The sequence below is a fragment of the Plesiomonas sp. ZOR0011 genome (genome assembly GCF_000800945.1).
Taxonomy (GTDB): domain Bacteria; phylum Pseudomonadota; class Gammaproteobacteria; order Enterobacterales; family CAMTGL01; genus Plesiomonas; species Plesiomonas shigelloides.
This window is the reverse complement of sequence record NZ_JRKB01000033.1, coordinates 48,918-71,398: the sequence shown is the minus strand read 5'-3', so window position 1 is coordinate 71,398 and position 22,481 is coordinate 48,918. Positions and strand designations below refer to the sequence as shown.

The window sequence follows — 22,481 nt, the reverse complement described above, 5'->3', positions numbered from 1 at the left end:
TCTTACCTGCCACGCCTCAAACAGGAATTATTGCTATGCACCGTGCCGCACCCCGAGTATCCCTGCCCATTTCACTGGTTAGCTTAATCATCGCCATCAGTGTTGCCCCAACCTCTCATGCGGCGACAGAGCAAGAGCGCAGCCGACAAGCGGCTGAGATAGCCCGTCAGTTACTGTGCGCTAGCCAGAACTCGCTGAAAGAGTGTTTGGATGTGAATCAAATCCTGACAAACCCCGGCTATGATGACGGCCAATGGCATGGCGATAACGGGCAATGGGATCAAAATGGCTCGTGGGGGAACAGTCCGTGGGAAAACAGTCCGTCGCAAAATAATGGCCAGTGGGAAAGCAATAACGGTACCAACAATCAAAACGGGCAGTGGCAACAAAACCAAGATGGCTACCCGCGCACCATCCGTATTTCTCGCTTACAACGACACTATCCACTACGTAATCAGCAAGCGCTGATCCAATTTGAGGTAGCGGCCGCAGCCACCTATCTGGTCAATGCCGAGCTCTATAACCGCGACGGTAACCGCGTTGCCAGCGCCCAAGCGCAAGCAACCCGACAGCGGACACCGATGACCTTGGTCGTTAATAATCCGGGCACTTATCGCCTGCAAATTCAGGCTAATAACGGACTTGGTGCACAAAACTATACTGTCAGCGTTACCGGTCGCAACGGGATCAACCCCGATGAGCAATCCAGCACCCAGCCAGCAGATTATCCGGAGTATCAAACTGGCACGCCGTATCAAGCCGGTGATGTGGTTCGCCGCAATGGTCGCTTGTATCAATGTCGTCCGTGGCCAAACAGTGGGTGGTGCGGACAAGGAGAGTTGCACTACGCTCCCGGTACGGGGATGAATTGGCAAGATGCATGGCAATATTTTCGCGGGTAATTTCGTGAGTCATCACCATTGACCTTTTTCTAGAACGGTATTTTTCAAAATCGGTATTTTTGAACATAGTTGTCGCCCTCCGTTTGCAACAACGCCAAAAACAAAACGGCAGCCCTAAGGCTGCCGTTTTACATGAGCGTATCCAAATAATTATGGCTTTGTACTTTGCTCTGCTTGTGCTTTTGGCACTTTCGGTGCACTGCTTTCTGTTACCGGTACACTTTTCACCGGTTCGCTGGCGCTTTTGCTTGGTGAACTCGCGCTGGGCGTACTTTCGAGTTGCGTGTTACTCGCTGGGGTAGCCTCTACTTTTTTACTTGTACTGCTTACTGCGGTTTGCTCGCTCACCTGACACGCATACTCCGTACCATTGATGGTTAACGCCGCCGCCTCTCCTTTGCCCCAGAACAACACGTCATACTGGGTGTTCACCCCACCATAGCGAATACCGCTACCTGATGGTTGGATAAAAGACACCACCTGACTATCCGGCTCACCACTGCTATCGAGCGTGATATTGGCCGCTTGCGGTTTGGTTTCATTATAAAAGGTCACCGTAACCGGGTCTGGTCGCCCTTTGCAGCTGTACACCACAGGAGCCAATGGCTGGCTCAGTTGATACTTCACCTGCAATTCAGCAATACGCAGCTGATAATTCTGACGAGTACAAGCCGGCAGATCACTGCTCTTCCAGCATTCGTTGCGCCCTTTGATCCAGCCGCGCTGGGTGGCCTTCAGCCACGCAGAATCGGTGCCTTTGGCCACCGCTTCCTGATAAACTTTTGCCATCTTCTGATCCAGCGCCGCTAAGGCCGGATCGCTACAGATCAGCTTTTCGACTGAGCCGGAGGATGTTTTACAATCAATCACCGGCGTATGTGCCAGCACCGGCATACTGCATATTCCCAGAATAAATAGGCCTGCTGAGCGCTTCATTGTTGTGTGTCCATCAAGTTCTGTTATCTCTACCGCGCAGGGTTTTAGCAATCTTCGGTCATGAAGTCTACAACCAGACCGTAGACTCTCGATAATCTTGTAGTATAAGCCATTCCCACATCGCGTCCTGCACGAAACATGCGGTGTTAAACGCCGACCACGCGCCGTTGGCGACGGTTCACTGGCGGACGCGCGGCATCTGCCGCCCGATGCGGGCAATAAGCAAGAATCCTGCCGAGATAAATCTGCTTAAAACCGCTCAACAAATGGTATTATCGGGACTAACCGATAGATTACTCCCTTGCCGGATAGGTTTATGTTTCAAGATAACCCGCTGCTTTCCCAGCTTAAGCAACAAATGCGTGAAAACACCCCACAAATCGAAGGTGTTATCAAAGGTACCGACAAAGGTTTCGGCTTTATCGAAACTGATAATCAGAAAAGTTATTTTGTCCCGCCTCCGTACATGAAAAAAGTCATGCATGGTGACCGTGTGGTAGCCCTGCTGCGCACTGAAAAAGAGCGTGAAGTTGCCGAGCCTGACAGCCTGATTGAGCCGTTCCTGAGCCGTTTTGTTGGCCGCATCCGCAAAGGCCGTGACGGTAAGCTGAATGTCGTTCCAGATCATCCACTGCTGAATGATCCGATCTCCTGCCGTCCGGTAAAAGGGCTGGATGCAACCCTGAACGAAGGTGACTGGGTTGTCGCGGAGATGAAACGTCACCCGCTCAAAGGCGACCGCGGTTTTTATGCCGACGTAACCGAATTCATTACCCATGCCAATGACCACTATGCGCCATGGTGGGTAACGCTGTCACGCCACCAGCTGGAGCGTGAAGCACCAACCGCCACATTCAACGGCATGTTGGATGAGAGCCTAACCCGCGAAGACCTGAGCGAACTACCGTTTGTCACCATCGACAGCGCCAGCACGCAGGATATGGACGATGCGCTGTACATCCAAGCCACCGATAATGGCTGGCAGTTGACCATCGCCATCGCCGATCCAACCGCTTACGTGGCTGAAGGCAGCGAGCTGGATAAAGAAGCCAGCCAACGCGCGTTCACCAACTACCTGCCGGGCTTCAACATCCCAATGCTGCCACGCGAGCTGTCTGATGACCTGTGCTCACTGCGTGAAGGCGAGCGTCGCCCTGCACTGCTGTGCCGCGTTAGCGTGCATAAAGACGGCTCTCTGGGTGACGATGCGCACTTCTTTGCCGGTTGGGTAACTTCCCACGGCAAACTGGTGTACGACAACGTTTCTGATTGGCTGGAGCAACGTGAAAACTGCTGGCAGCCTGAGAACGCTGTGGTTGCCGAGCAAATCACGCAGCTGCACCAGATGGCGCTGGCACGTACCCAGTGGCGCAGTGAGAACACCTTAGTGTTCAAAGACCGCCCTGATTACCGCTTTGTGCTGGATGAAAACGGTGTAGTTACTGACATCGTGGCCGAGCATCGTCGTATTGCCAACCGCATGGTTGAAGAATCGATGATTCTGGCGAACGAATGCGCCGCCAAGGTACTGGCGGATAAAGTCGGTTTCGGTATCTACAACGCGCACGCGGGTTTCGATCCTGAGCTGGTTGACCAAGCGGTGACTATCCTTGGCAACAACGGGGTCGAGTTTGATCGCGACACCCTGCTGTCACTGGACGGTTTCTGTCGCCTGCGTCGTCAATTAGATGCGATGCCAACCGCTTATCTGGATGGTCGTATTCGTCGCTTCCAAGCTTACAGTGAAGTGAGCGCCGTACCAGCACCACACTTTGGTCTGGGCCTGCAAGCCTACGCGACTTGGACCTCACCAATTCGTAAATACGGTGACATGGTCAACCATCGCCTGCTGAAAGCGGTGATCCGTAACGAGCAGCCTGCAACTCAGCCAAGTGAAGCGCTGACTACACAACTGGCCGAGCGTCGTCGCTTTAACCGTATGTCCGAGCGTGATGTCGGTGATTGGTTGTACTCCCGCTTCCTGCAGCCAAAGCTGGCGGAAAACCGCAGCTATCAAGCCGAGATCATCGATGTATCGCGCGGTGGTTTGCGCGTCCGTCTGCTGGAAAACGGTGCCGTCGCTTTCGTTCCTGCGCCATTCATTCACCAAGTGCGTGATGAGCTGGAATGCAGCACCGATACCGCGACCATTTCCATCAAAGGTGAGCCGGTTTACCGTCTGGGCGATACCCTACCAGTGACCTTGGCTGAAGTGCGGATGGAAACCCGTAACATCGTTGCCAGACCAACGCCTGCAGAAGCACCAGCCGCTGAAGTGAAAGCAGACGCAGCTGAAACGCCAAGCGAAAACGCACCTGCAACCGATGCGCAGTAATTCGCGTGTGTAGTAACTCACGTTTACTACCGCGATATATTTAGTCTGCGCTAGGCAATAAAAAACGGATGCAATTTGCATCCGTTTTTTTATGTGTTATCTACCAAATCAATCAGATATCAACACAACCAAAAGAGATATCTATTTTTATTTAAAGAAATAAATAAACAGGGTAATCAATGAAGCATTGGCAAAATCGATAAATAATGCCCCAACCAGCGGTAAGACAAAGAACGCTTTTTGAGACGGGCCGTTACTTTCAGTAAATGCTTCCATATTTGCCATCGCATTCGGTGTACCGCCCATACCAAAACCACAGTGACCAGTCGCTAACACCACCGCATCATAATCACGGCCCATGCAGTTATAGGTCACGAAATAACTGTACAGTGCCATCAGTAAGGTTTGCGCCAGTAAAATCACCACCAGCGGTAATGCCAGTACACTGATATCCCACAAACGTAACCCCATTAACGCCATCGACAGGAACAGAGATAAAGAAATATTACCTATTGAGTCAATGACATAGGTATTAACTTTTTTCCCCATTTTATCCATTACGTTACGGGTAATCGCCGCCACAATCATCGGACCGATATACACCGGCAGCACCAGACCCAACACATTTAATACATCAGCCAAAATGGAGCCGACGCCCATAACAATGATGACTTTTAAAATGGTGTCGAACGCTGAACGCTCATAAATATGATTACGGTCTTCTTTTAATTCGATATTTTCTTCAGTTTCATGCTGGTCGTCATAACGGCTTTCCGCATGCTTTAGCAGCAACAATTTACTGACCGGTCCACCGATCACACAGCCAGAAATCAGGCCAAACGTCGCGGCGGTGATCGCCACAGCGGTAGCCCCTTCGGCACCAGCAGACTCCAGCAATGGCCCAAACGCACCGGCTGTACCATGCCCGCCAGTCAACGCCACCGAGCCAGCTGCCACACCAATCAGTGGATTTAAGCCAAATGCCGAGGCCAAGCCCACACCCAGCAGGTTCTGCAACACGGCCAATACCAGTGCCACCAACAAGAAAAAGACAACCTGAATGCCGCCACGTTTGAGCATTTTCAAACTGGCCGAAAAACCGATAGTGGTAAAAAAGGCCACCATGAATAACTGGCGAATACTGTCGTCAAAAGTAAATACAAACAAATCAGTCATGTGCCCGAACAGTGTGATAAACGAAAAAATCACACCGCCAATCACAGGCGCAGGAATAAAATATTTACTAAACAGTGAGACACGCTTTTCAAAATAGCGTCCAACCAGCAAAACCAACACTGCTGTCATCAGTGTGGTTATCATCGATAACGAAATTACATGCATTCAGAAAAATCCTATTTTTTTATTTTCGTGATAGCCGAAATCCGGCTTAAAACCCTTTCCTTCTTAAAGTAAAAACCGTCGGTTTTATATCAATGCAGAGCGGGTACTCTGTTTAAGCGCTATGCTTCATGTTCAGGCTCTGAATAGCTGTAAAATGCGTTGATAACCTCAGCGCTGGCGGATAATTTACCGTGAGATGGAAAGCTCCGAGCGCAATGCCACTGCGTCTCACAAGCTATCGTCTATTGTGCATATCAGTCACAATCAATCCATGCTAAATCTGTTTCGCAAATTATATTGTGGTTATAATTTGCAACAAACAGTCATACTCATCTCTACCAGCTAATTGCCTTCATTTATCCGCTCACTTGCCGCATTACTACCGCATTATCTATTCTGTGACCATGTGGCTTTTTTCACTAAAAACAACCACATTCACCGTCTCGCTCATTAGCGATGAGCAAAACCCGTTTATTAACGCCCCAATAAAACCGCACATTCCTAAAATGCCGCCTTGAAATAACACGGATATTTTCTGGCTTGGCACTTTTTTCGCACTTTTATTGGGCCTTACCTGCACAGAATTTGCGCAATACAAGAGCATAGCCTTTTGTATTATAACATAAAGTTTACGAAACCTCTAATCAGGAACAAAAAGACCCTGAAGCACCTCGCAGATTTTCCCGCAAACCAGCGGCGATAAGCATGCTCACCGACTGACAGCAAACCGTGGAGAGCGATACCTTATCAGTGATTTTATTTTGCGCGATTGCAGTAACATCTTTGCCGCGCAAACGTTTTCCTTTTATAATCAGCCACGCTTTTCAGGACTGAATCTCTTTTTCTGCCATATAAGGGTTATTTCACCATGTTAGGAACTGCACTGCGTCCGTCGGCCACGAAAGTGATGTTGTTAGGTTGTGGGGAACTGGGCAAGGAAGTGGCAATTGAATGCCAGCGGCTCGGGATTGAAGTTATCGGCGTTGATCGTTATTCCGATGCTCCCGCAATGCAGGTGGCGCACCGCAGCCATGTGATAGACATGCTCGACCCTGTAGCCCTCCACCAGCTGATCCGACAAGAAAAACCGGATTATGTGGTGCCCGAAATCGAAGCCATCGCCACCGACACATTGGTCGATCTGGAACAACAAGGGCAACAAGTCGTCCCCTGCGCGCAGGCAGTAAAACTCACCATGAATCGCGAAGGCATCCGCCGCCTCGCCGCTGAAACCCTCCAACTTCCCACCTCCCCTTACCGCTTCGCCAGCACCGAAACTGAATTTCACCAAGCCGTGCTCGAAATTGGTTTCCCTTGCGTTACCAAGCCGGTGATGAGCTCATCCGGTAAAGGGCAAAGCGTGCTGCGTAGCGAAGCCGATGTCGCCACCGCGTGGCAGTATGCCCAAGAAGGTGGTCGAGCAGGGAAAGGCCGCGTGATTGTGGAAGGTTTTGTAGAGTTTGACTTTGAGATCACCTTACTCACGGTACAAGCGGTGGATGGGATTCATTTTTGTGCGCCAATTGGTCATCGCCAAGAAGAAGGCGATTATCGCGAGTCATGGCAGCCGCAGCAGATGAGCGAAACCGCTTTAGCTCGCGCTCAAGAAGTGGCGGCAACCGTTGTGCACGCGCTGGGCGGTTACGGTTTATTTGGCGTTGAGCTGTTTATCCGCGGTGATGAAGTGCTGTTTAGCGAAGTGTCCCCACGCCCACATGACACCGGTCTGGTCACGCTGGTTTCACAAAACCTGTCTGAATTTGCTCTGCATGTGCGAGCCTTCCTCGGCTTGCCTGTCGGCACCATTACTCAATACGGCGCGGCCGCCTCTGCGGTGATCTTGCCCACGCTGCACAGCCACGATCTGCGCTTTGGTGGCCTGTGCACAGCATTAAGCTATCCGCAGGTACAGCTGCGTCTGTTTGGTAAACCGGAAATTCGCGGACGTCGTCGTTTAGGGGTGGCGTTGTGTAATGCGAGTACCACCGAAGCAGCCATTCATACTGCAAAACAAGCGGCTGACAGCATTTGTGTGAACGCCTAATCGCCAAATCCGGCTGAAAAACGCGGTTGCGAGTTTCAGCCGGTCATGATTCAGGCTAGAATCAGGCGTCTTTATCTTTATACCTTTATCTTTATACCTTTATCTGTCATACCGCATCTGTCACGCCACGAATCGGTCGTGAAATGACAGTTTCGCACCAGAAGCATGACCAGCAACTTGAGTAGTATTGTGGCGGCCGAACTTAAATATCTCGCGGGTTATCCCGAAACACTGCAACAGCAAGTCCGTGATGCTATCCAGCATAATAAGCTGGGGGAATTATTGCGTCGTCGCTACCCTTCCCAGCACGCGATCAAAAGTGATAAAGCACTGTATCAATATACGATGGAGCTGAAAAATCACTACCTGCGTACCGCCCAGCAACTCAGTCGTGTCAACTATGACAGTAAAATCAATGTGCTCAAACATGCGTTGGGTTTGCACACCAGTGTGTCGCGGGTTCAGGGCAATAAACTCAAAAACAAAGCTGAGATCCAAATTGCCGCGCTGTTTAAAGAAGCACCCGCTGAGATGCTGCGCATGATTGTGGTACACGAGCTGGCTCACCTGCGTGAAAAAGAGCACAACAAAGCTTTTTATCAGCTTTGCCTGCACATGGAGCCGGCCTACCACCAGCTGGAGTTTGATACCCGTTTATATCTCACGCATCTGGATCTGTACGGAAAACTGTATTAGCGCCGGCCTCATGCCGCCCATCGCCTCTTTTACGGAATCACAGTAACACAGCATGAAAACAGACAGCCAAATCTGCCAGGAAGCGGCACTGCTTCCTGTTTCCGATGTTGCCCAAAAAGCCGGTTTTCTGCCGGACGAAGTCCTGACGCTGGGTGAACATAAAGCCAAAATTCGTCTGCACACCTTGCAACGTACCGCCCAGCAACCAGACGGTAAATTTGTGCTGGTAAGCGCCATCACCCCAACCCCACTGGGCGAAGGTAAAACCGTCACCACCATTGGTCTGGCGCAGGGATTAGCCGCGCTGGGCGAGAAAACCATCGCCTGCATCCGCCAACCGTCGATGGGGCCGGTATTTGGCGTCAAAGGTGGCGCTGCCGGCGGCGGTTACAGCCAAGTCGCCCCAATGGACGAACTCAACCTACACCTGACCGGTGACATCCATGCCATTACTGCGGCCCATAATCTGGCCGCCGCCGCACTGGATGCTCGCCTCTATCATGAAAGCCGTTTAGGTGCTGAGCACTTTACTGAGCGCACCGGTCTGCCACGATTGGATATCGACCCACAGCAGATCGTGTGGAACCGCGTGATGGATCATAACGATCGCGCCTTGCGTAAGATTCGTATCGGCATCAATCCGCCGGGTAGCCATGCCAATGGCATCGAGCGTGAGTCCGGCTTTGATATCACCGCGGCGTCCGAACTAATGGCCATCTTGGCACTGGCGCAAGACTTGCCGGATATGCGCCAACGTCTCGGCCGTCTGATCTTGGCTTATAACCATGCCGGTGAGCCGATTACCGCCGAAGCCTTAGGTGTCGCGGGCGCAATGGCGGCCATCATGAAAGACGCCATCAACCCAACCCTGATGCAAACGCTAGAAGGGGTTCCGGTGCTGATCCATGCCGGCCCATTTGCCAACATCGCGCACGGTAACTCCTCCATTATCGCCGACAAAATGGCACTCAAGCTGGCCGATTACACTGTCACCGAAGCCGGTTTTGGCTCTGATATGGGGCTGGAGAAAGCCTGTAATATCAAAGCGCAAGTGGCAGGGAAAGCGCCAGATTGCGTAGTATTGGTCGCCACCTTACGTGGGCTGAAAGCCAACTCGGGGCGCTATAACCTCAAACCCGGGCAGGCCATTCCGCCATCCTTGTTTTCCGCCGATCAAGAAGCACTGGAAGCGGGTTTTACCAACTTACAATGGCACATGGATAACGTGCAAAAGTATGGTTTGCCGGTCGTGGTCGCCGTCAACCGCTTCCCGCAAGATACCGATGCGGAATTGCAGTGGCTATGCCATCGCATCGAAGAGACAGGATGCCGAGTCGCGCTTAGCGATGCATTCAGCCAAGGTGGACAAGGTGCGCTGGCGTTGGCACAAGCGGTCATGCAAGCCTGCGAGCAACCCGCGACCTTTACACCGCTCTATCAGCCTACGGCGCCGCTGATCGACAAACTCAATGCCGTTGCACGCCGGGGGTATGGCGCGAAGTGCGTTGAACTCTCACCACAAGCACAGGCGCAATTAGCCCATATCGAACAGCTCGGTCAGCAAGAGTTGTATGTCTGTTTGGCCAAAACGCCGCTCTCTATCAGTCACGATCCAGCGCTCAAAGGCGCGCCACAGGATTTCGTGCTGCCTATCCGAGAGCTGAATCTGTGCGCTGGCGCTGGCTTTGTGTATGCGCTGTGCGGCAACGTGCTGACCATGCCGGGGCTGCCTGAGCATCCTGCCTACCTAGGCATCGATATTACCGCGGATGGCACCATTGTTGGTTTAGGCTGATTAGCGGATATCGCTAACCGGTCTAACAACAACCGCAGATAAAAAAGAGCGCCCTTTCGAGGCGCTCTTTTTTTTGTTTCTGTTTCTATGTCGATTTCTATTGCTGTTCAGCCCAGAATGCTTACCAATCGGCAAATTCCGCAATCGGCGCTTTGCCGTGACTTTCCAGAAAATCGAGTAATTTACGCGGCGAGGAGTTCAACAAACGCTCATGTGGGAAACCCGCCTCATTGATTAAACGTAGCGAATGCTCAAAATCCCCCAGCGAGAAAGCAATGTGGGAATCCGACCCCATCACCAGCCACGCTCCGTGGCGTTTGGCTGCTGCAATAATCGCCGGACAAGTATGCTCACTGCCCGCCCGCGAAACCACAAACGAGGAGTTGTTCACTTCCAGCGCGACACCGCACTCGGCAGCAGCTTTCACCACCTCATCGACATGAATTGGAAACTTAGGATTGCCCGGATGGGTGATGATCTGCACTTTGCCACTTCGGATTGTGTTGATCAGCGCATCGGTATGCACATCAATATCTTGCGGGGTAAAAAAGGGATCGTGTAAACCGGCTTGGATCAGATCAAGAACTTCCCACATTTTCTCGGAGCAATCAATCTCGCCCTGACGATTACGAATATTGGCCTCAATACCGCGTAAAATGCCCACGCCATCAACAATTCGTGGGATCACGCGTAAATTCATAAAATGCCAATGATGGGGAGAATCTGCCGTTTCGGGGCCGTGATCGGTAGTTGCAAACAACCGGATCCCTTTACGTTTTGCCTGCTCAATATAGTCATGGATGGTGCTATAAGCATGGGTACTGGCAATCGTATGGGTATGCGTGTCTACCGGAAACATCACGGACTCCTTCCTGCAACTTCATGTCATTGGGGCATATTTTCTGCTATACGCCGGACAAACTACCCTCACAGGGTACACTGCTCACCGGCAGAACCAAAGTTTTCTGCGCCCCAAAAACAAAAAATCCCCGTGCATTAGCACAGGGATTCTTGCAGCAAATCACAAGGATTAACGGGAGGATGCGTGACCTACCATGCCACCAACAACCGCGCCACCGACGGTGCCCAACGCACTGCCATCAGACAGCACATGGCCCACAACAGCACCGGCTGCCGCGCCAATGGTGGTATCACGTTCACGTTTGGTCATATGGCCATTTGCGCAGCCCGCAACCAGCATCACGGCAGACAGTGCCAGTACTGGCAATGTGATTTTTTTCATTATTCACCTCATAAACGATGCAGCAAACAGGGAAAGCGCCGCAGTCGCTTTCCCTAAAACGCGCCTACTGTATGAGATATTTTGCCTATTGAGAAGATGTCGCTATTTGACGACTTCCCCGCTCGCAATCACGGCTTCGCGCACCTTGTCAGAAAACGCCAGCGCTTCTTTACGGATCGCCTCTTCATCCACAGTCAGCAGTTTGCGATCTTGCATCAGAATGTTGCCATCCACGATGGTGTGGCGAACGTTCGCGCCGTATGCCCCGTAAACCAGCGCCGCAAATGGGTTATACATTGGCACCATGTTTGGCGCTTTGGTATCAACCACAATCACGTCAGCCAACTTGCCGGTTTCCAACGAACCCAGCTTGTCTTCCATGTGCAGCGCTTTGGCTGAGCCCATGGTTGCCATTTCAACCACCGTCAGTGGAGGCATCGCCGCGCGGTTTTTGGTCGCCAGTTTATGCACTTTCGCCACCTGACCTAACTCATCCATGGTGGTGATAGTGTTACCTGACATTGGGCCATCAGTTCCCAGACCTACGCGAATGCCTTTTTCCAGCATCGTCGTCACCGGCGCAACACCTTTAGCAGACTTGATGTTAGCACTCATGTTGTGCGCCACACCCACGTCATACTGCTTGAGCAGATCCATGTCCTTGTCGTTCACTTCAATGGCGTGAGCAGCCAGCACTTTGTTGTTCAGCGCGCCAATGTCCGCCATGTACTGCACTGGGCTCTTACCGCCAGTGCGTTTTGCAATCTCTTCCACTTCACGGTCAGTTTCAGCCAAGTGGATCATCACCGGCACATCCAGCTCCTGTGACAATTTAGCAATCTGCTGCAAATGCTCGGTCGTGTTGGTATACGGCGCGTGTGGCGCAAAAGCCGGTGTAATACGTGGGTGATCTTTATATTCGTTGATAAAGTTCACCGCGTACTGAATGCCTTCGTCGGCATTTTTAGCATCCGCAACCGGGAATTTAATCACTGATTCACCCAGCACGGCACGCATACCGATTTTATCCACGGTTTTTGCTACTTCATCTTCGAAGTAGTACATATCGGCATAGGTGGTCACACCGCCTTTGACCATTTCTACGTTGGCCAGATTCGCGCCAACACGCACCATGTCACGGGACACCATCTTGTTTTCCAGAGGGAAAATATAACGGTGCAAACGATCCGGCACATCATCTGCCAGCGAGCGGAACACGGTCATCGACGCATGCGTGTGGGTATTGATAAGACCGGGCATCACAATGTCACCGTCCACATCCAGCACTTTATCTGCCTTATATTGCTTAGCCAGCTCTGGGCCACCAACGGCAATGATCTTGTTGCCTTTAACCACAACAGTGCCTTGCTCAAAGACCTGATTTTGCGGATTCATGGTCAGAACCGTACCATCAGTGATCATCAGATCCGCTTGCTGAGCGGCATAACCAGAAAAAGAGACTGCGGCAATCGTCAGTGCAAGCACAGACTTGGAGAATGACGACTTAGAGAACGGCATAGTTACCTCAAACGGCTGGGCAGAAAGTGGCAATATGATACTGACCACGCAAACGCAGGCAAACGTTTACGCAACCAGTTTTAAGATGCGTGATCTGTTTCACGACTAGCAAATAAAACAATACGCACTAGGCTTTATATATCCCCTGTTGCCGGTCTTTCCCTGTTTAGGTCTATTCTGAGGGAATGCCCCTTTTTTGGATGTTGGAGCCATCGCCATGCATGCACTGTGTTACGGTCACACCAAACCCACACTTTTGTTCCTGCACGGCCTTGGAACCAACTCTACAGACTGGCAACCGCAACTCAGTGCGTTTTCCCCTTATTATCGTGTCCTCGCGCCGGATTTACCCGGACATGGGCAATCCGAGCCACTGACATCACACCGCGGTATTCCGGAAATGACCCGTGCCCTGTCGCGCTGGTTACTGACACAAAATTGCGGGCCGGTGATCGTGATAGGTTTGTCACTCGGTGCATTGGTGGGATTGGAGTTATTGCTCAAACACCCACATCAAGTGCTGCATGCCATTTTGATCAACGGTACGACCGATCTGCGCTTAACGGATCCGGATGTCAGCCGATTTTTCACCCAGCGCATCTGGTTTGTTCGCTTATTTGGCGTGGAGAATATGGCTAAAGCGGCCGCTCCCCTGCTGTTTCCGGATCCGCAATTGCATGCGGTGCGTGAACGCTTTATCCAGCAGCTCAGCCTAAACTCGAAAGCCCAATATCTACGCCTACTGTACAGCCTACAAAATTGGCAAGCCTCCGCTGAGTTGATGCAACGAAACTGCGTGCCCGTCGATATCGTCAGCAGTGAGCTCGATTATCTCAGTGAAGCGCGTCGTCGTCGTTTATTTGCTCCACTAAGTTATTCGCGTTTTCATACTTTGCCCGGCCTTCATCATGCCGCCCCCGCAGAATCACCAGAGCGCTGCAATCAACTGCTGCAGCATTTGCTATACCAAGCGCTACGCTAACCACAATCGTTAACGAGGTGAACGACAGGCCGAGGTCTGGGTTGTACTCATACTTATATTGCGTATTTGGATATTGCGTATATCGTTCCGCCCCATCACTGCCGGCCTAACCACCACTTCAAACCTAACGCACCAAGCCTAATGCGCCGCATCTCAATAGAGGGATAAATACAACACGCCTCTTTCTTGTTATTTTCTGGTGCTGAACCACGTAAAACTCCCTGTTCACCTGCGTTTAGACGGCATTTTCTCGCCCGAATAGCAACGTAATCACGCCATTGCCTCCTCCACAAAGATGCTTTTTTATGCACAATTGTGAATAGCTTATTTTTAATTTTTTATAACCAATAAATTTTTATTCCACGCAGCAAAATGCTGACACCCCGTAGCTCAGTAACAAGCTGAAAAACATCGGCTATTTCGTTAACAGAAAACAAAACATAATGACAACAACGCGTCCCTTTTGTGGTCAATGAATAGCCAAGCACAACAAATTGCATAAACAAAGCTCGAAATAGACCGAAAAGTTCGGTAACCTTACGCCCGCTGCGCAGACCAGTTCATGCATTTCTTGCTGAATAAACATCACGCTGACGCGCTGCCAGCAGGGTATAAATGTGTTCCAGTGCACGTTTCAGCAAACTTTAGTTTGCCCTGAGAGTGGGCAATTCGTAGTCTGGCATGCGTTTGACTGATTAATTACAACACTCAATGGAATGAACAAAAGGAAAAGTTACCAATGACAGAGGCTCCATCGACCTTTAAAAAGGTCCTAAGAACACTGCCAATGGCAACCCTGATGCTTCTACTTTCGGCTTGTACCACTACCACGGCACATAAGGGTACTGACAAGAACGCCGGCACCCAGTTGTCTCAGGTGCAACAAGCATCTCAGGCTGAGTTCGAAGAATTAGTCCGTAATGCCAACGTAAAAACCAAAATTTTGGATCAATACTCAGAATGGCGTGGCGTTCGTTACCGTTTAGGCGGTAACAGTAAGAAAGGCATTGATTGCTCAGCCTTCGTTCAACGCACGTTCTTAGAACAATTCGGTATTGAGCTGCCTCGCTCCACCAGCGGCCAGCAAACCACCGGCACCGCCATCAACAAGAAGCAACTGGAACCGGGCGATTTAGTTTTATTCCGTGCCGGCTCGACAGGGCGTCATGTTGGTATCTATATTGGTAACAACAAGTTCGTACATGCTTCCACCAGTTCAGGTGTGATGATTTCCAGCATGAACGATGGTTATTGGAAAAACCGTTACCGTCAGGCACGCCGTGTGATTTCCGTTAACGAAGCGACTTAATATTTCGTTCGCTCTTTTCGTTATAAAATCTTAGTGCACCCGTGCATGACAAGAAGCCTAACGAAAGGAGTGACCAATGGGTCTTCGGCAGGTCTGTGTGGCAGTCTTAATGACTGCCGCGCCATTATTTACGGCACACGCGCAAATCAACGAAGGCTATGCCTTCGCTGCCATCGGCTCTCCTAAATACGCCGCAGAATTTAGCTATTTCGATTACGTCAATCCAGCCGCACCTAAAGGCGGCAATGTCACGTTGCACGCTATCGGCACCTTCGATAATTTCAATGCGTATGCCCAACGCGGCGTGCCTGCCAGCGATAGCTCAACGCTTTATGACACCCTCTTCACCTCGTCAGCAGATGAAATCCAAAGTTATTATCCACTGATTGCGGAATTCGCCCGTTATCCCGATGATTTCAGCTGGATGGAAGTGCGCATCAATCCCAATGCCCGTTTTCAAGATGGCAAGCCAATTCGCGCAGACGATGTGGTGTTCTCGTTTAACAAATTCATGCAACAAGGCGTTCCACAATTTAAGACCTACTACCAAAACGTAAAAACGGTGGAAGCTCTGACACCGCTTACGGTTCGTTTCGAGCTTAAGTCTCCCGATCGCGCCTTGCTGCTTAGCCTGATTGGCGGCCTGCAAATATTGCCCAAGCACTTCTGGGAAAATCGTAATTTAGCCGAACCGCTCATGACGCCGCCCGTCGGCAGTGGCCCGTATAAAATTACTGACTATGCCATGGGGCAATATGTGGTCTATCAGCGAGTTGCCGATTATTGGGCCGCTAACCTGCCTGTCAACCGTGGACGCTATAACTTCGATACTATCCGCTATGACTATTACCGTGACGACACCGTCGCGCTGGAAGCGTTTAAAGCGGGTGAATACGACTTTCGGCAGGAGTACGTCGCCAAATACTGGGCAACACTCTATACCGGCCCCAATTTCACCAAAGGCTACATCATTCGCGAAAATATCCCGCACAGCATCCCCCAAGGGATGCAAGCCTTGGTGTTCAACACGCAAAACCCCTTGTTCAAAGACCGTAATGTCCGTGAAGCGCTCAATCTGGCCTTCGATTTTGAATGGTTGAACAAGACCATGTTTTATAACCAGTACACCCGGACGCGCAGCTTCTTCCAAAATACGCCTTATGAAGCCAAAGGATTGCCTTCCGAGCAAGAGCTGATGGTCTTAATGCCCTTCCGCCAGCAGGTTCCAGAAGAAGTCTTTACCGATGAATACCAGCCTTCCAAAACCGATGGCTCCGGCAATAATCGCCCGAACCTGCGTAAAGCCATGGAATTGCTTGAACAAGCCGGTTGGGAGATCCGCGATCGCAAGCTGGTCAATAAAGAAACCGGACAGCCGTTTATCTTTGAACTGCTGACATACAGCAGCAGTAATGAGCGCATTGCGGCGCCGCTAAAACAAAACTTAGCGCGTCTTGGGATCACCATGAACATTCGAGTCGTGGATACCTCGCAGTACATCAATCGCCTGCGTAAACGGGATTTCGACATGATTGCCAGCGGCTATGCCGCTGCGCCATTTCCAAGTCCTGACTTGAAGCTGGCGTGGCACTCTAAGTTTTTAGACTCCACCTATAACTTAGCCGGCGTGACCGATCATGTGATTGATACCCTGACCGAAGAGATTGACCGCGCACAAAGCGATCCGGAGAAACTGCTGGCGCTCGGTAAAGTGCTCGATCGCGTGCTGCAATGGAATATGTTCGTGATCCCGCAGTGGCACCTGAGCAATTTTCGCGTCGCGTACTGGAACAAATTCGGTAAACCGGCGGTTCGCCCAGCTTACGGACTCGGTTTTGACACTTGGTGGGTGGACATTAATAAAGCCGCCAAACTGCCCAAGGCTCGGCAATAACGCGTTATAAGGAATCACCTATGGCGGCATACTTACTACGGCGACTGCTGTTAATCATCCCCACGTTGTGGGCGATCATTACCGTCAATTTCTTTATCGTGCAGGTCGCCCCCGGTGGGCCGGTGGACCAAGCCATTGCCGCCATTGAGCTGCAACAAGATGCCGATGTACTCGGTCGCTTTAATGGCAAAGCCGGCGCTGAAGTACAGGTGAGTAAAACCGATACCAGCTATCGCGGCTCGCGAGGCTTAGATCCAGAAGTGATTGCCGAAATTAAAACCCGCTTTGGTTTCGATAAACCACTGCATGAACGCTATTTCACCATGTTGTGGGATTACCTGCGTTTTGACTTTGGCAACAGTCTGTTCAAAGGTGGTTCGGTGATCAGCTTGATCGTGGATCGCATGCCGGTCTCTATCTCGATCGGTTTATGGAGCACCCTGATCATCTACCTGATCTCAATCCCTCTAGGGATCCGCAAAGCGGTATACCACGGTAGCCGTTTTGATATCTGGACCAGTAGCTTAGTCATCATCGGCAACGCTATTCCTGGCTTTTTGTTCGCCATCTTATTGATCGTGTTATTTGCCGGCGGCAGTTACTTTGATTGGTTTCCATTGCGCGGTCTGGTGTCCCCCGATTTTGCTAGCCTCCCTTGGTACGGCAAAATCGCAGATTATTTCTGGCACTTAGTGCTACCCATTACCGCCACCGTCATCGGCGGCTTTGCCACGCTCACCATGCTGACTAAAAACTCGTTTCTCGATGAGATCCGCAAACAGTATGTGGTGACAGCGCGCGCCAAAGGGCTGACCGAATCCAAAGTGCTGTATAAGCACGTTTTTCGTAATGCCATGTTGCTGATTATCGCCGGCTTTCCGGCGGCCTTTATCAGCATGTTCTTCACGGGCTCCATGCTGATAGAAGTGATGTTCTCGCTGGAAGGTCTTGGGCTGCTCGGCTTTGAAGCGACCATGCAGCGCGACTATCCGGTCATGTTCGGTACCTTGTATATCTTTACTCTGCTGGGATTATTGCTGGGGATCTTAAGCGATATCACCTACACCTTGGTCGATCCCCGTATTGATTTTGAGGCGCGCTGATGAAGCTGTTTACTCACCCTATCGCCAGACAGCGCTGGTTACGCTTTAAAGCCAATAAGCGCGGCTTTTGGTCACTGTGGCTCTTTATGTGCTTGTTTATTCTGAGCCTAGGTGCCGAGTTGATCGCCAATGACAAACCGCTGTTAGTCTATTATCAAGGGCACCTCTATAGCCCGGTGTTGTTTAACTACACGGAAACCACGTTCGGTGGCGATTTTGAAACCGAAGCCGACTACCGTGACCGCTACATCGCCGATAAAATCGATCAGTACGGCTGGATGCTGTGGCCGCCCATTCGCTTTAGCTACAACACCATCAACTATAACCTCGATGGACCTGCCCCCTCGCCGCCATCCTCCGTTAATTGGCTTGGTACTGACGACAAAGGGCGAGATGTGCTAGCACGCATTATTTATGGCTTTCGGATCTCAGTGTTGTTCGGGATTGCCCTGACCTTTTTCTCTAGCCTGATTGGTATTGCGGCAGGTGCGCTACAAGGCTATTACGGCGGCTATATTGATTTGCTCGGCCAACGGTTTATTGAAGTATGGTCCGGCATGCCAACGCTATTTTTGCTGATTATTCTTTCCAGTATTGTTGAGCCGAATTTCTGGTGGCTGCTTGGGATCACCGTGTTATTCGGGTGGATGAGTCTGGTGGGCGTGATCCGCGCAGAGTTTTTACGTGCCCGTAATTTTGACTACATTCGTTCAGCGCATGCTATGGGGATCCCTGACCGGCTCATCATGTGGCGTCACATTTTGCCTAACGCCATGGTCGCTACCCTCACCTTTTTGCCGTTTATTTTAAGCAGCTCCGTCACCACCCTGACCTCGCTGGATTTTCTCGGCTTTGGTCTGCCTCTGGGTGAACCATCACTCGGTGAATTGTTGGCGCAAGGTAAAGCCAACTTACAAGCGCCGTGGCTTGGCATCTCCTCTTTCGTGGTGCTCTCGGTACTGCTTTCGTTGCTGGTCTTTATCGGTGAAGGCCTGCGTGATGCTTACGATCCGCATAAGGCGTATTGAATTATGACGCAGCAAACCGCAAACCATCAGAATAAGTCTTCACACATGAGCGATAACGCGCCGTTGATTGATATTCGCCACCTCAGCGTAGCGGTTCATCAAGGTGAACGCGCTACCACACTAGTCAAAGACCTCTCGCTGCAAATCATGCCCGGTGAAACACTGGCACTGGTTGGTGAAAGTGGCTCAGGTAAATCGGTATCTGCCTTGTCGATTTTGGGCTTACACCCTGACACCATCCGCTATCCACACGGCGAGATAGTATATCGTGGCGAAAACCTGCTAACCGCGCCCGCCAATCATCTCCGAGGGCTGCGCGGCAACCGGATTAGCATGATCTTCCAAGAGCCGATGGTATCGCTTAACCCGCTACACACGGTCGTCCGTCAGTTAAGTGAGTCGTTGATTATCCATCAGGCGATGAGCAGCGCCGCTGCACGGCAGCGGGTATTGGAATGGCTAGAGAAAGTGGGTCTGCGTAATCCACACACCAAGCTTGATGTATTCCCCCACCAGCTGTCTGGTGGCGAACGCCAGCGGGTGATGATCGCCATGGCTCTGCTAAATGCTCCCGACCTTTTGATTGCCGACGAACCGACCACGGCATTGGATGTCTCGGTACAAGCGCAGATCCTCACTTTACTACAGCAGTTGCAACGCGAAATGAACATGGCCATGCTGTTCATCACGCATGATTTAGGCATTGTGCGCCGTCTAGCGGATCGCGTGGCCGTGATGCGCCAAGGCGAGTTGGTAGAAACCGCGCCCACTCAGCAGTTATTCAGCCAGCCGCAGCATCCTTATACCCAAAAATTGCTCGATAGCGAGCCTAAGGGCGAGCCGGTGCCAGCACCAACGCCGGCGCAAACCTTACTCAACGTGGAAGCCTTACGAGTCTGGTTCCCGATTAAGCGTGGGTTACTCAAACGCACGGTTGGCCATGTTAAAGCAGTGGATGATGTCAGTTTCAGCGTCAATCGGGGCGAAAGCCTTGGCTTGGTCGGCGAAAGCGGCTCGGGCAAAAGTACCTGCGGATTAGCATTGCTACGCCTGTTACCCTCACAAGGGGAAATCCGTTTTGATGATGCCGATCTCAATCGCCTTAACCGCAAGCAAATGCTGCCCTATCGCTCACGCATTCAGGTGATTTTCCAAGATCCGTTCTCGTCACTCAGCCCGCGCATGCCTGTCGGTGACATCATTGCGGAAGGGTTGCGTTTGCACGCGCGTTTATCGGCGCAAGAAAGCGAGCAACAGGTGATCAGCATCATGCAAGAGGTTGGGTTAGACCCAGAAAGCCGTCACCGCTACGCTTTTGAGTTCTCCGGCGGCCAGCGCCAACGGATTGCCATTGCCCGAGCCTTGATCCTGCGCCCTGAACTGCTGATCTTGGATGAACCCACTTCGTCACTTGATCGTACGGTACAAGCGCAAATCTTGGCGCTACTCAAGCAGTTACAAGCTCGTCACGGATTAGCTTATCTCTTTATCAGTCACGATCTCCATGTCGTACGCGCATTGTGCCATCAGGTGATGGTGCTAAAAGATGGCAAGATTGTAGAAGCCGGACCAACCGAATCGCTGTTCCGCCAACCTCAGCATCCGTATACCCAAATGCTGCTCAATGCGGCACGTTATTAAACGCTGCCCAGTAATTATCAGTGCGGGCTGACAACCGTAGCTCACCGACTATTGATGACACGCTCACGAAGTCTCGTGGGCGTTTTTTTGCCTCAACATCATTCGCCCCAATAAAGATAAGGACTCCCTACAACGGCAGTCTTTTTACGAAGATGAAAATAACAATACGCTGCATAAAGAGAATTTAATCAGCATATCAGACTACCGATTAATACTATCTCATGATATTTACACATGATAGATTAACGCTTACGTTAACGGAATGTAAATTTCCGTTGACTGCAACGTCATGCTCAACTAGTTTTATATGTGTGTTGGGTCACCGCTTGATGCAGCCCGTCTGCATCGTTTTATGATATTCGCGTGTCATTGCAAATGATATTCAGGGGGAGTCATCCCCCTTTTCTTTTATCTGTGTTTTTTATTGCTCTTCACTTATTGCGCTTTTTTATTGAGCTTTTCCTATTGAGAGCATCTTCATTACACGTCTTTTTCTACCGCAAGAGCCCCGCAGGTTTCATAACAATTTCTTCTTTTGATATCACCGGTTGTATAGGATCGACAACTCACCAACGCGGTCTTATTCCCTAACTTTCTCGTTCTACCAGTTGCACTATAAAAAGCAGCATACTCAGTCTGCCATTCATCTCGGATACAGCGAAAAAGCACGCTTTTTTACCGTGAATTTGTGCTCTACCCCATTCAAAAGATTGTGCCACCGGAGTACACTGCTCTCATGTTAATACTGGGTTAACTGACAACCTCATTTTACTGATAAATCAGACTATAAGCCGAGGCATTTATGAGTCCACTTCCTGCCTGCCACCGAAGCCGTCCTAGCTCTTCCCGCGTACGTCATGGTTTTGTTCGTCCGCCACAGCATTCCGATAAAAATCGTCAGTCAGGTACGGAAAACGCCGCAACTACCGCACCTCAGTCAACTGACGAGAAATCAAAGTAATTCGTGGTCGCGTAATAAAGTCGCAAAGTTATTCCATAAATCGGCAATCATGTTGAGTGCTTGTGAAACCGTTTACGACTCGGCGGTCGGCTAACGGTTTCACGATCTCAGTTTTGTAGCCCATTAATTTTACGACACTTTTTGCATATCATTCTTGTAACTAAACCTCGCGTTATAGCCGTCTAAATCGATAAGTATTGCCACCAGCGCCAATCCCTCACACTCTGACATTTTTATACACAAAGAATACAGTTTGTTAGCGTTTACAGCGTTGCGGCTATACTCCCTCAGGGATTACCGTTAGAGCAGTCAGATGAGATGAGAAAAAGTCATCCATTCTTATTAAGTCCACTGCGTACACGAGGTACGAAAATGAACAAGAAAACTCTGCTTGGTGTAACTTTCGCTGCATTATGTTTCTCAGGTGCCAGCTTTGCTGCTACCGCACCAACAACCACCACTCCAGCACCACAAGATATGACCTGTAAGGATTTCCTGCTGCTGAACCCGAAAGCACAGACTCCAATGGCATTCTGGGTAGCGAACTACGACACCGATTACAAGCACGGCGATTATGTAAATGCGCAGGTAGTGGGTTCTATCACGCCAATGATCATCCAAGAGTGTCAAAAACACCCTGAAAAAACCGTGGGTAGCATGAAAGAAAAAATCAGTGCTGCAGCCCAAGCTAAAGTGAAACAGCTGGCATTAGAATAAGTGCTGACTTAGCATCAAATTTCGACAAGCAGTGCT

General features: G+C 50.7%; 16 protein-coding genes and 1 pseudogene. 12 read left to right on the top strand and 5 right to left on the bottom strand.

All coding sequences use genetic code 11. From position 1 onward, the window contains the following. Positions 1 to 35: 35 nt before the first annotated feature. Positions 36 to 902: a hypothetical protein gene (locus tag L975_RS05750; RefSeq protein ID WP_047707663.1), complete on the top strand. Its 867-nt coding sequence runs from the start codon at positions 36 to 38 to the stop codon at positions 900 to 902. A gap of 150 nt (positions 903 to 1,052) precedes the next feature. Here L975_RS05750 and L975_RS17215 read toward each other — a convergent pair whose 3' ends face one another. Further along, positions 1,053 to 1,838 carry an MliC family protein gene (locus L975_RS17215; protein ID WP_081995614.1) on the bottom strand — a complete coding sequence of 262 codons (786 nt, stop codon included), beginning with the start codon at positions 1,836 to 1,838 and terminating at the stop codon, positions 1,053 to 1,055. A gap of 316 nt (positions 1,839 to 2,154) precedes the next feature. Here L975_RS17215 and L975_RS05740 point away from each other — a divergent pair. After that, positions 2,155 to 4,086: pseudogene (locus L975_RS05740) on the top strand (exoribonuclease II); the annotation flags it as partial. A 234-nt stretch (positions 4,087 to 4,320) separates the two neighbouring features. Here L975_RS05740 and gltS read toward each other — a convergent pair. Then, positions 4,321 to 5,493, bottom strand: a complete 1,173-nt coding sequence (gene gltS / locus L975_RS05735) for a sodium/glutamate symporter (RefSeq protein WP_225624508.1) — start codon at positions 5,491 to 5,493, stop codon at positions 4,321 to 4,323. Between the two features lie 889 nt (positions 5,494 to 6,382). On the opposite strand from gltS, the gene purT reads away from it, so the two are divergent. The 3 genes from purT to L975_RS05720 all read left to right on the top strand — a co-directional run bounded on the left by purT (position 6,383) and on the right by L975_RS05720 (position 10,049). Beyond that, positions 6,383 to 7,558, top strand: a complete 1,176-nt coding sequence (gene purT, locus L975_RS05730) for a formate-dependent phosphoribosylglycinamide formyltransferase (protein ID WP_047707662.1) — start codon at positions 6,383 to 6,385, stop codon at positions 7,556 to 7,558. 165 nt (positions 7,559 to 7,723) lie between these two features. Continuing rightward, the gene (locus tag L975_RS05725) at positions 7,724 to 8,254 is read left to right on the top strand and encodes a M48 family metallopeptidase (RefSeq protein ID WP_039046206.1); all 531 of its coding nucleotides are present in this window, start codon (positions 7,724 to 7,726) and stop codon (positions 8,252 to 8,254) included. Between the two features lie 52 nt (positions 8,255 to 8,306). Beyond that, positions 8,307 to 10,049, top strand: coding sequence for a formate--tetrahydrofolate ligase (locus tag L975_RS05720; RefSeq protein ID WP_047707661.1), 1,743 nt, complete (start codon positions 8,307 to 8,309; stop codon positions 10,047 to 10,049). Between the two features lie 121 nt (positions 10,050 to 10,170). On the opposite strand, the gene L975_RS05715 is transcribed toward L975_RS05720, so the two are convergent. The 3 genes from L975_RS05715 to L975_RS05705 all read right to left on the bottom strand — a co-directional run bounded on the left by L975_RS05715 (position 10,171) and on the right by L975_RS05705 (position 12,810). Beyond that, positions 10,171 to 10,908, bottom strand: a complete 738-nt coding sequence (locus L975_RS05715) for a phosphatase (protein WP_156121112.1) — start codon at positions 10,906 to 10,908, stop codon at positions 10,171 to 10,173. 171 nt (positions 10,909 to 11,079) lie between these two features. After that, positions 11,080 to 11,292 (bottom strand): glycine zipper 2TM domain-containing protein, encoded by a 213-nt coding sequence (locus L975_RS05710; protein ID WP_010861901.1) that lies wholly within the window; start codon positions 11,290 to 11,292, stop codon positions 11,080 to 11,082. Positions 11,293 to 11,394: 102 nt separating this feature from the next. After that, positions 11,395 to 12,810, bottom strand: coding sequence for an amidohydrolase (locus tag L975_RS05705; RefSeq protein ID WP_039046203.1), 1,416 nt, complete (start codon positions 12,808 to 12,810; stop codon positions 11,395 to 11,397). A 217-nt stretch (positions 12,811 to 13,027) separates the two neighbouring features. Here L975_RS05705 and L975_RS05700 point away from each other — a divergent pair, with 217 nt between their 5' ends. From L975_RS05700 to L975_RS05670, 7 genes are all read left to right on the top strand, one after another. Next, positions 13,028 to 13,792, top strand: coding sequence for an alpha/beta fold hydrolase (locus tag L975_RS05700; RefSeq protein ID WP_052181298.1), 765 nt, complete (start codon positions 13,028 to 13,030; stop codon positions 13,790 to 13,792). 739 nt (positions 13,793 to 14,531) lie between these two features. Then, on the top strand, positions 14,532 to 15,101 hold the full coding sequence (gene mepS, locus L975_RS05695; protein WP_036768515.1) for a bifunctional murein DD-endopeptidase/murein LD-carboxypeptidase: 570 nt from the start codon (positions 14,532 to 14,534) through the stop codon (positions 15,099 to 15,101). 76 nt (positions 15,102 to 15,177) lie between these two features. Next, positions 15,178 to 16,995, top strand: a complete 1,818-nt coding sequence (locus L975_RS05690) for an extracellular solute-binding protein (protein WP_010861905.1) — start codon at positions 15,178 to 15,180, stop codon at positions 16,993 to 16,995. A 20-nt stretch (positions 16,996 to 17,015) separates the two neighbouring features. Continuing rightward, positions 17,016 to 18,098 carry a microcin C ABC transporter permease YejB gene (locus L975_RS05685; RefSeq protein WP_010861906.1) on the top strand — a complete coding sequence of 361 codons (1,083 nt, stop codon included), beginning with the start codon at positions 17,016 to 17,018 and terminating at the stop codon, positions 18,096 to 18,098. Continuing rightward, positions 18,098 to 19,126, top strand: a complete 1,029-nt coding sequence (locus L975_RS05680) for an ABC transporter permease (protein ID WP_047707656.1) — start codon at positions 18,098 to 18,100, stop codon at positions 19,124 to 19,126. Before L975_RS05685 ends, L975_RS05680 begins: the two co-directional genes overlap by 1 nt. A 3-nt stretch (positions 19,127 to 19,129) precedes the next feature. Next, positions 19,130 to 20,767: a microcin C ABC transporter ATP-binding protein YejF gene (gene yejF / locus L975_RS05675; RefSeq protein ID WP_369795307.1), complete on the top strand. Its 1,638-nt coding sequence runs from the start codon at positions 19,130 to 19,132 to the stop codon at positions 20,765 to 20,767. 1,333 nt (positions 20,768 to 22,100) lie between these two features. Then, on the top strand, positions 22,101 to 22,445 hold the full coding sequence (locus L975_RS05670; protein ID WP_047707655.1) for an HdeA/HdeB family chaperone: 345 nt from the start codon (positions 22,101 to 22,103) through the stop codon (positions 22,443 to 22,445). Positions 22,446 to 22,481 lie beyond the last annotated feature (36 nt).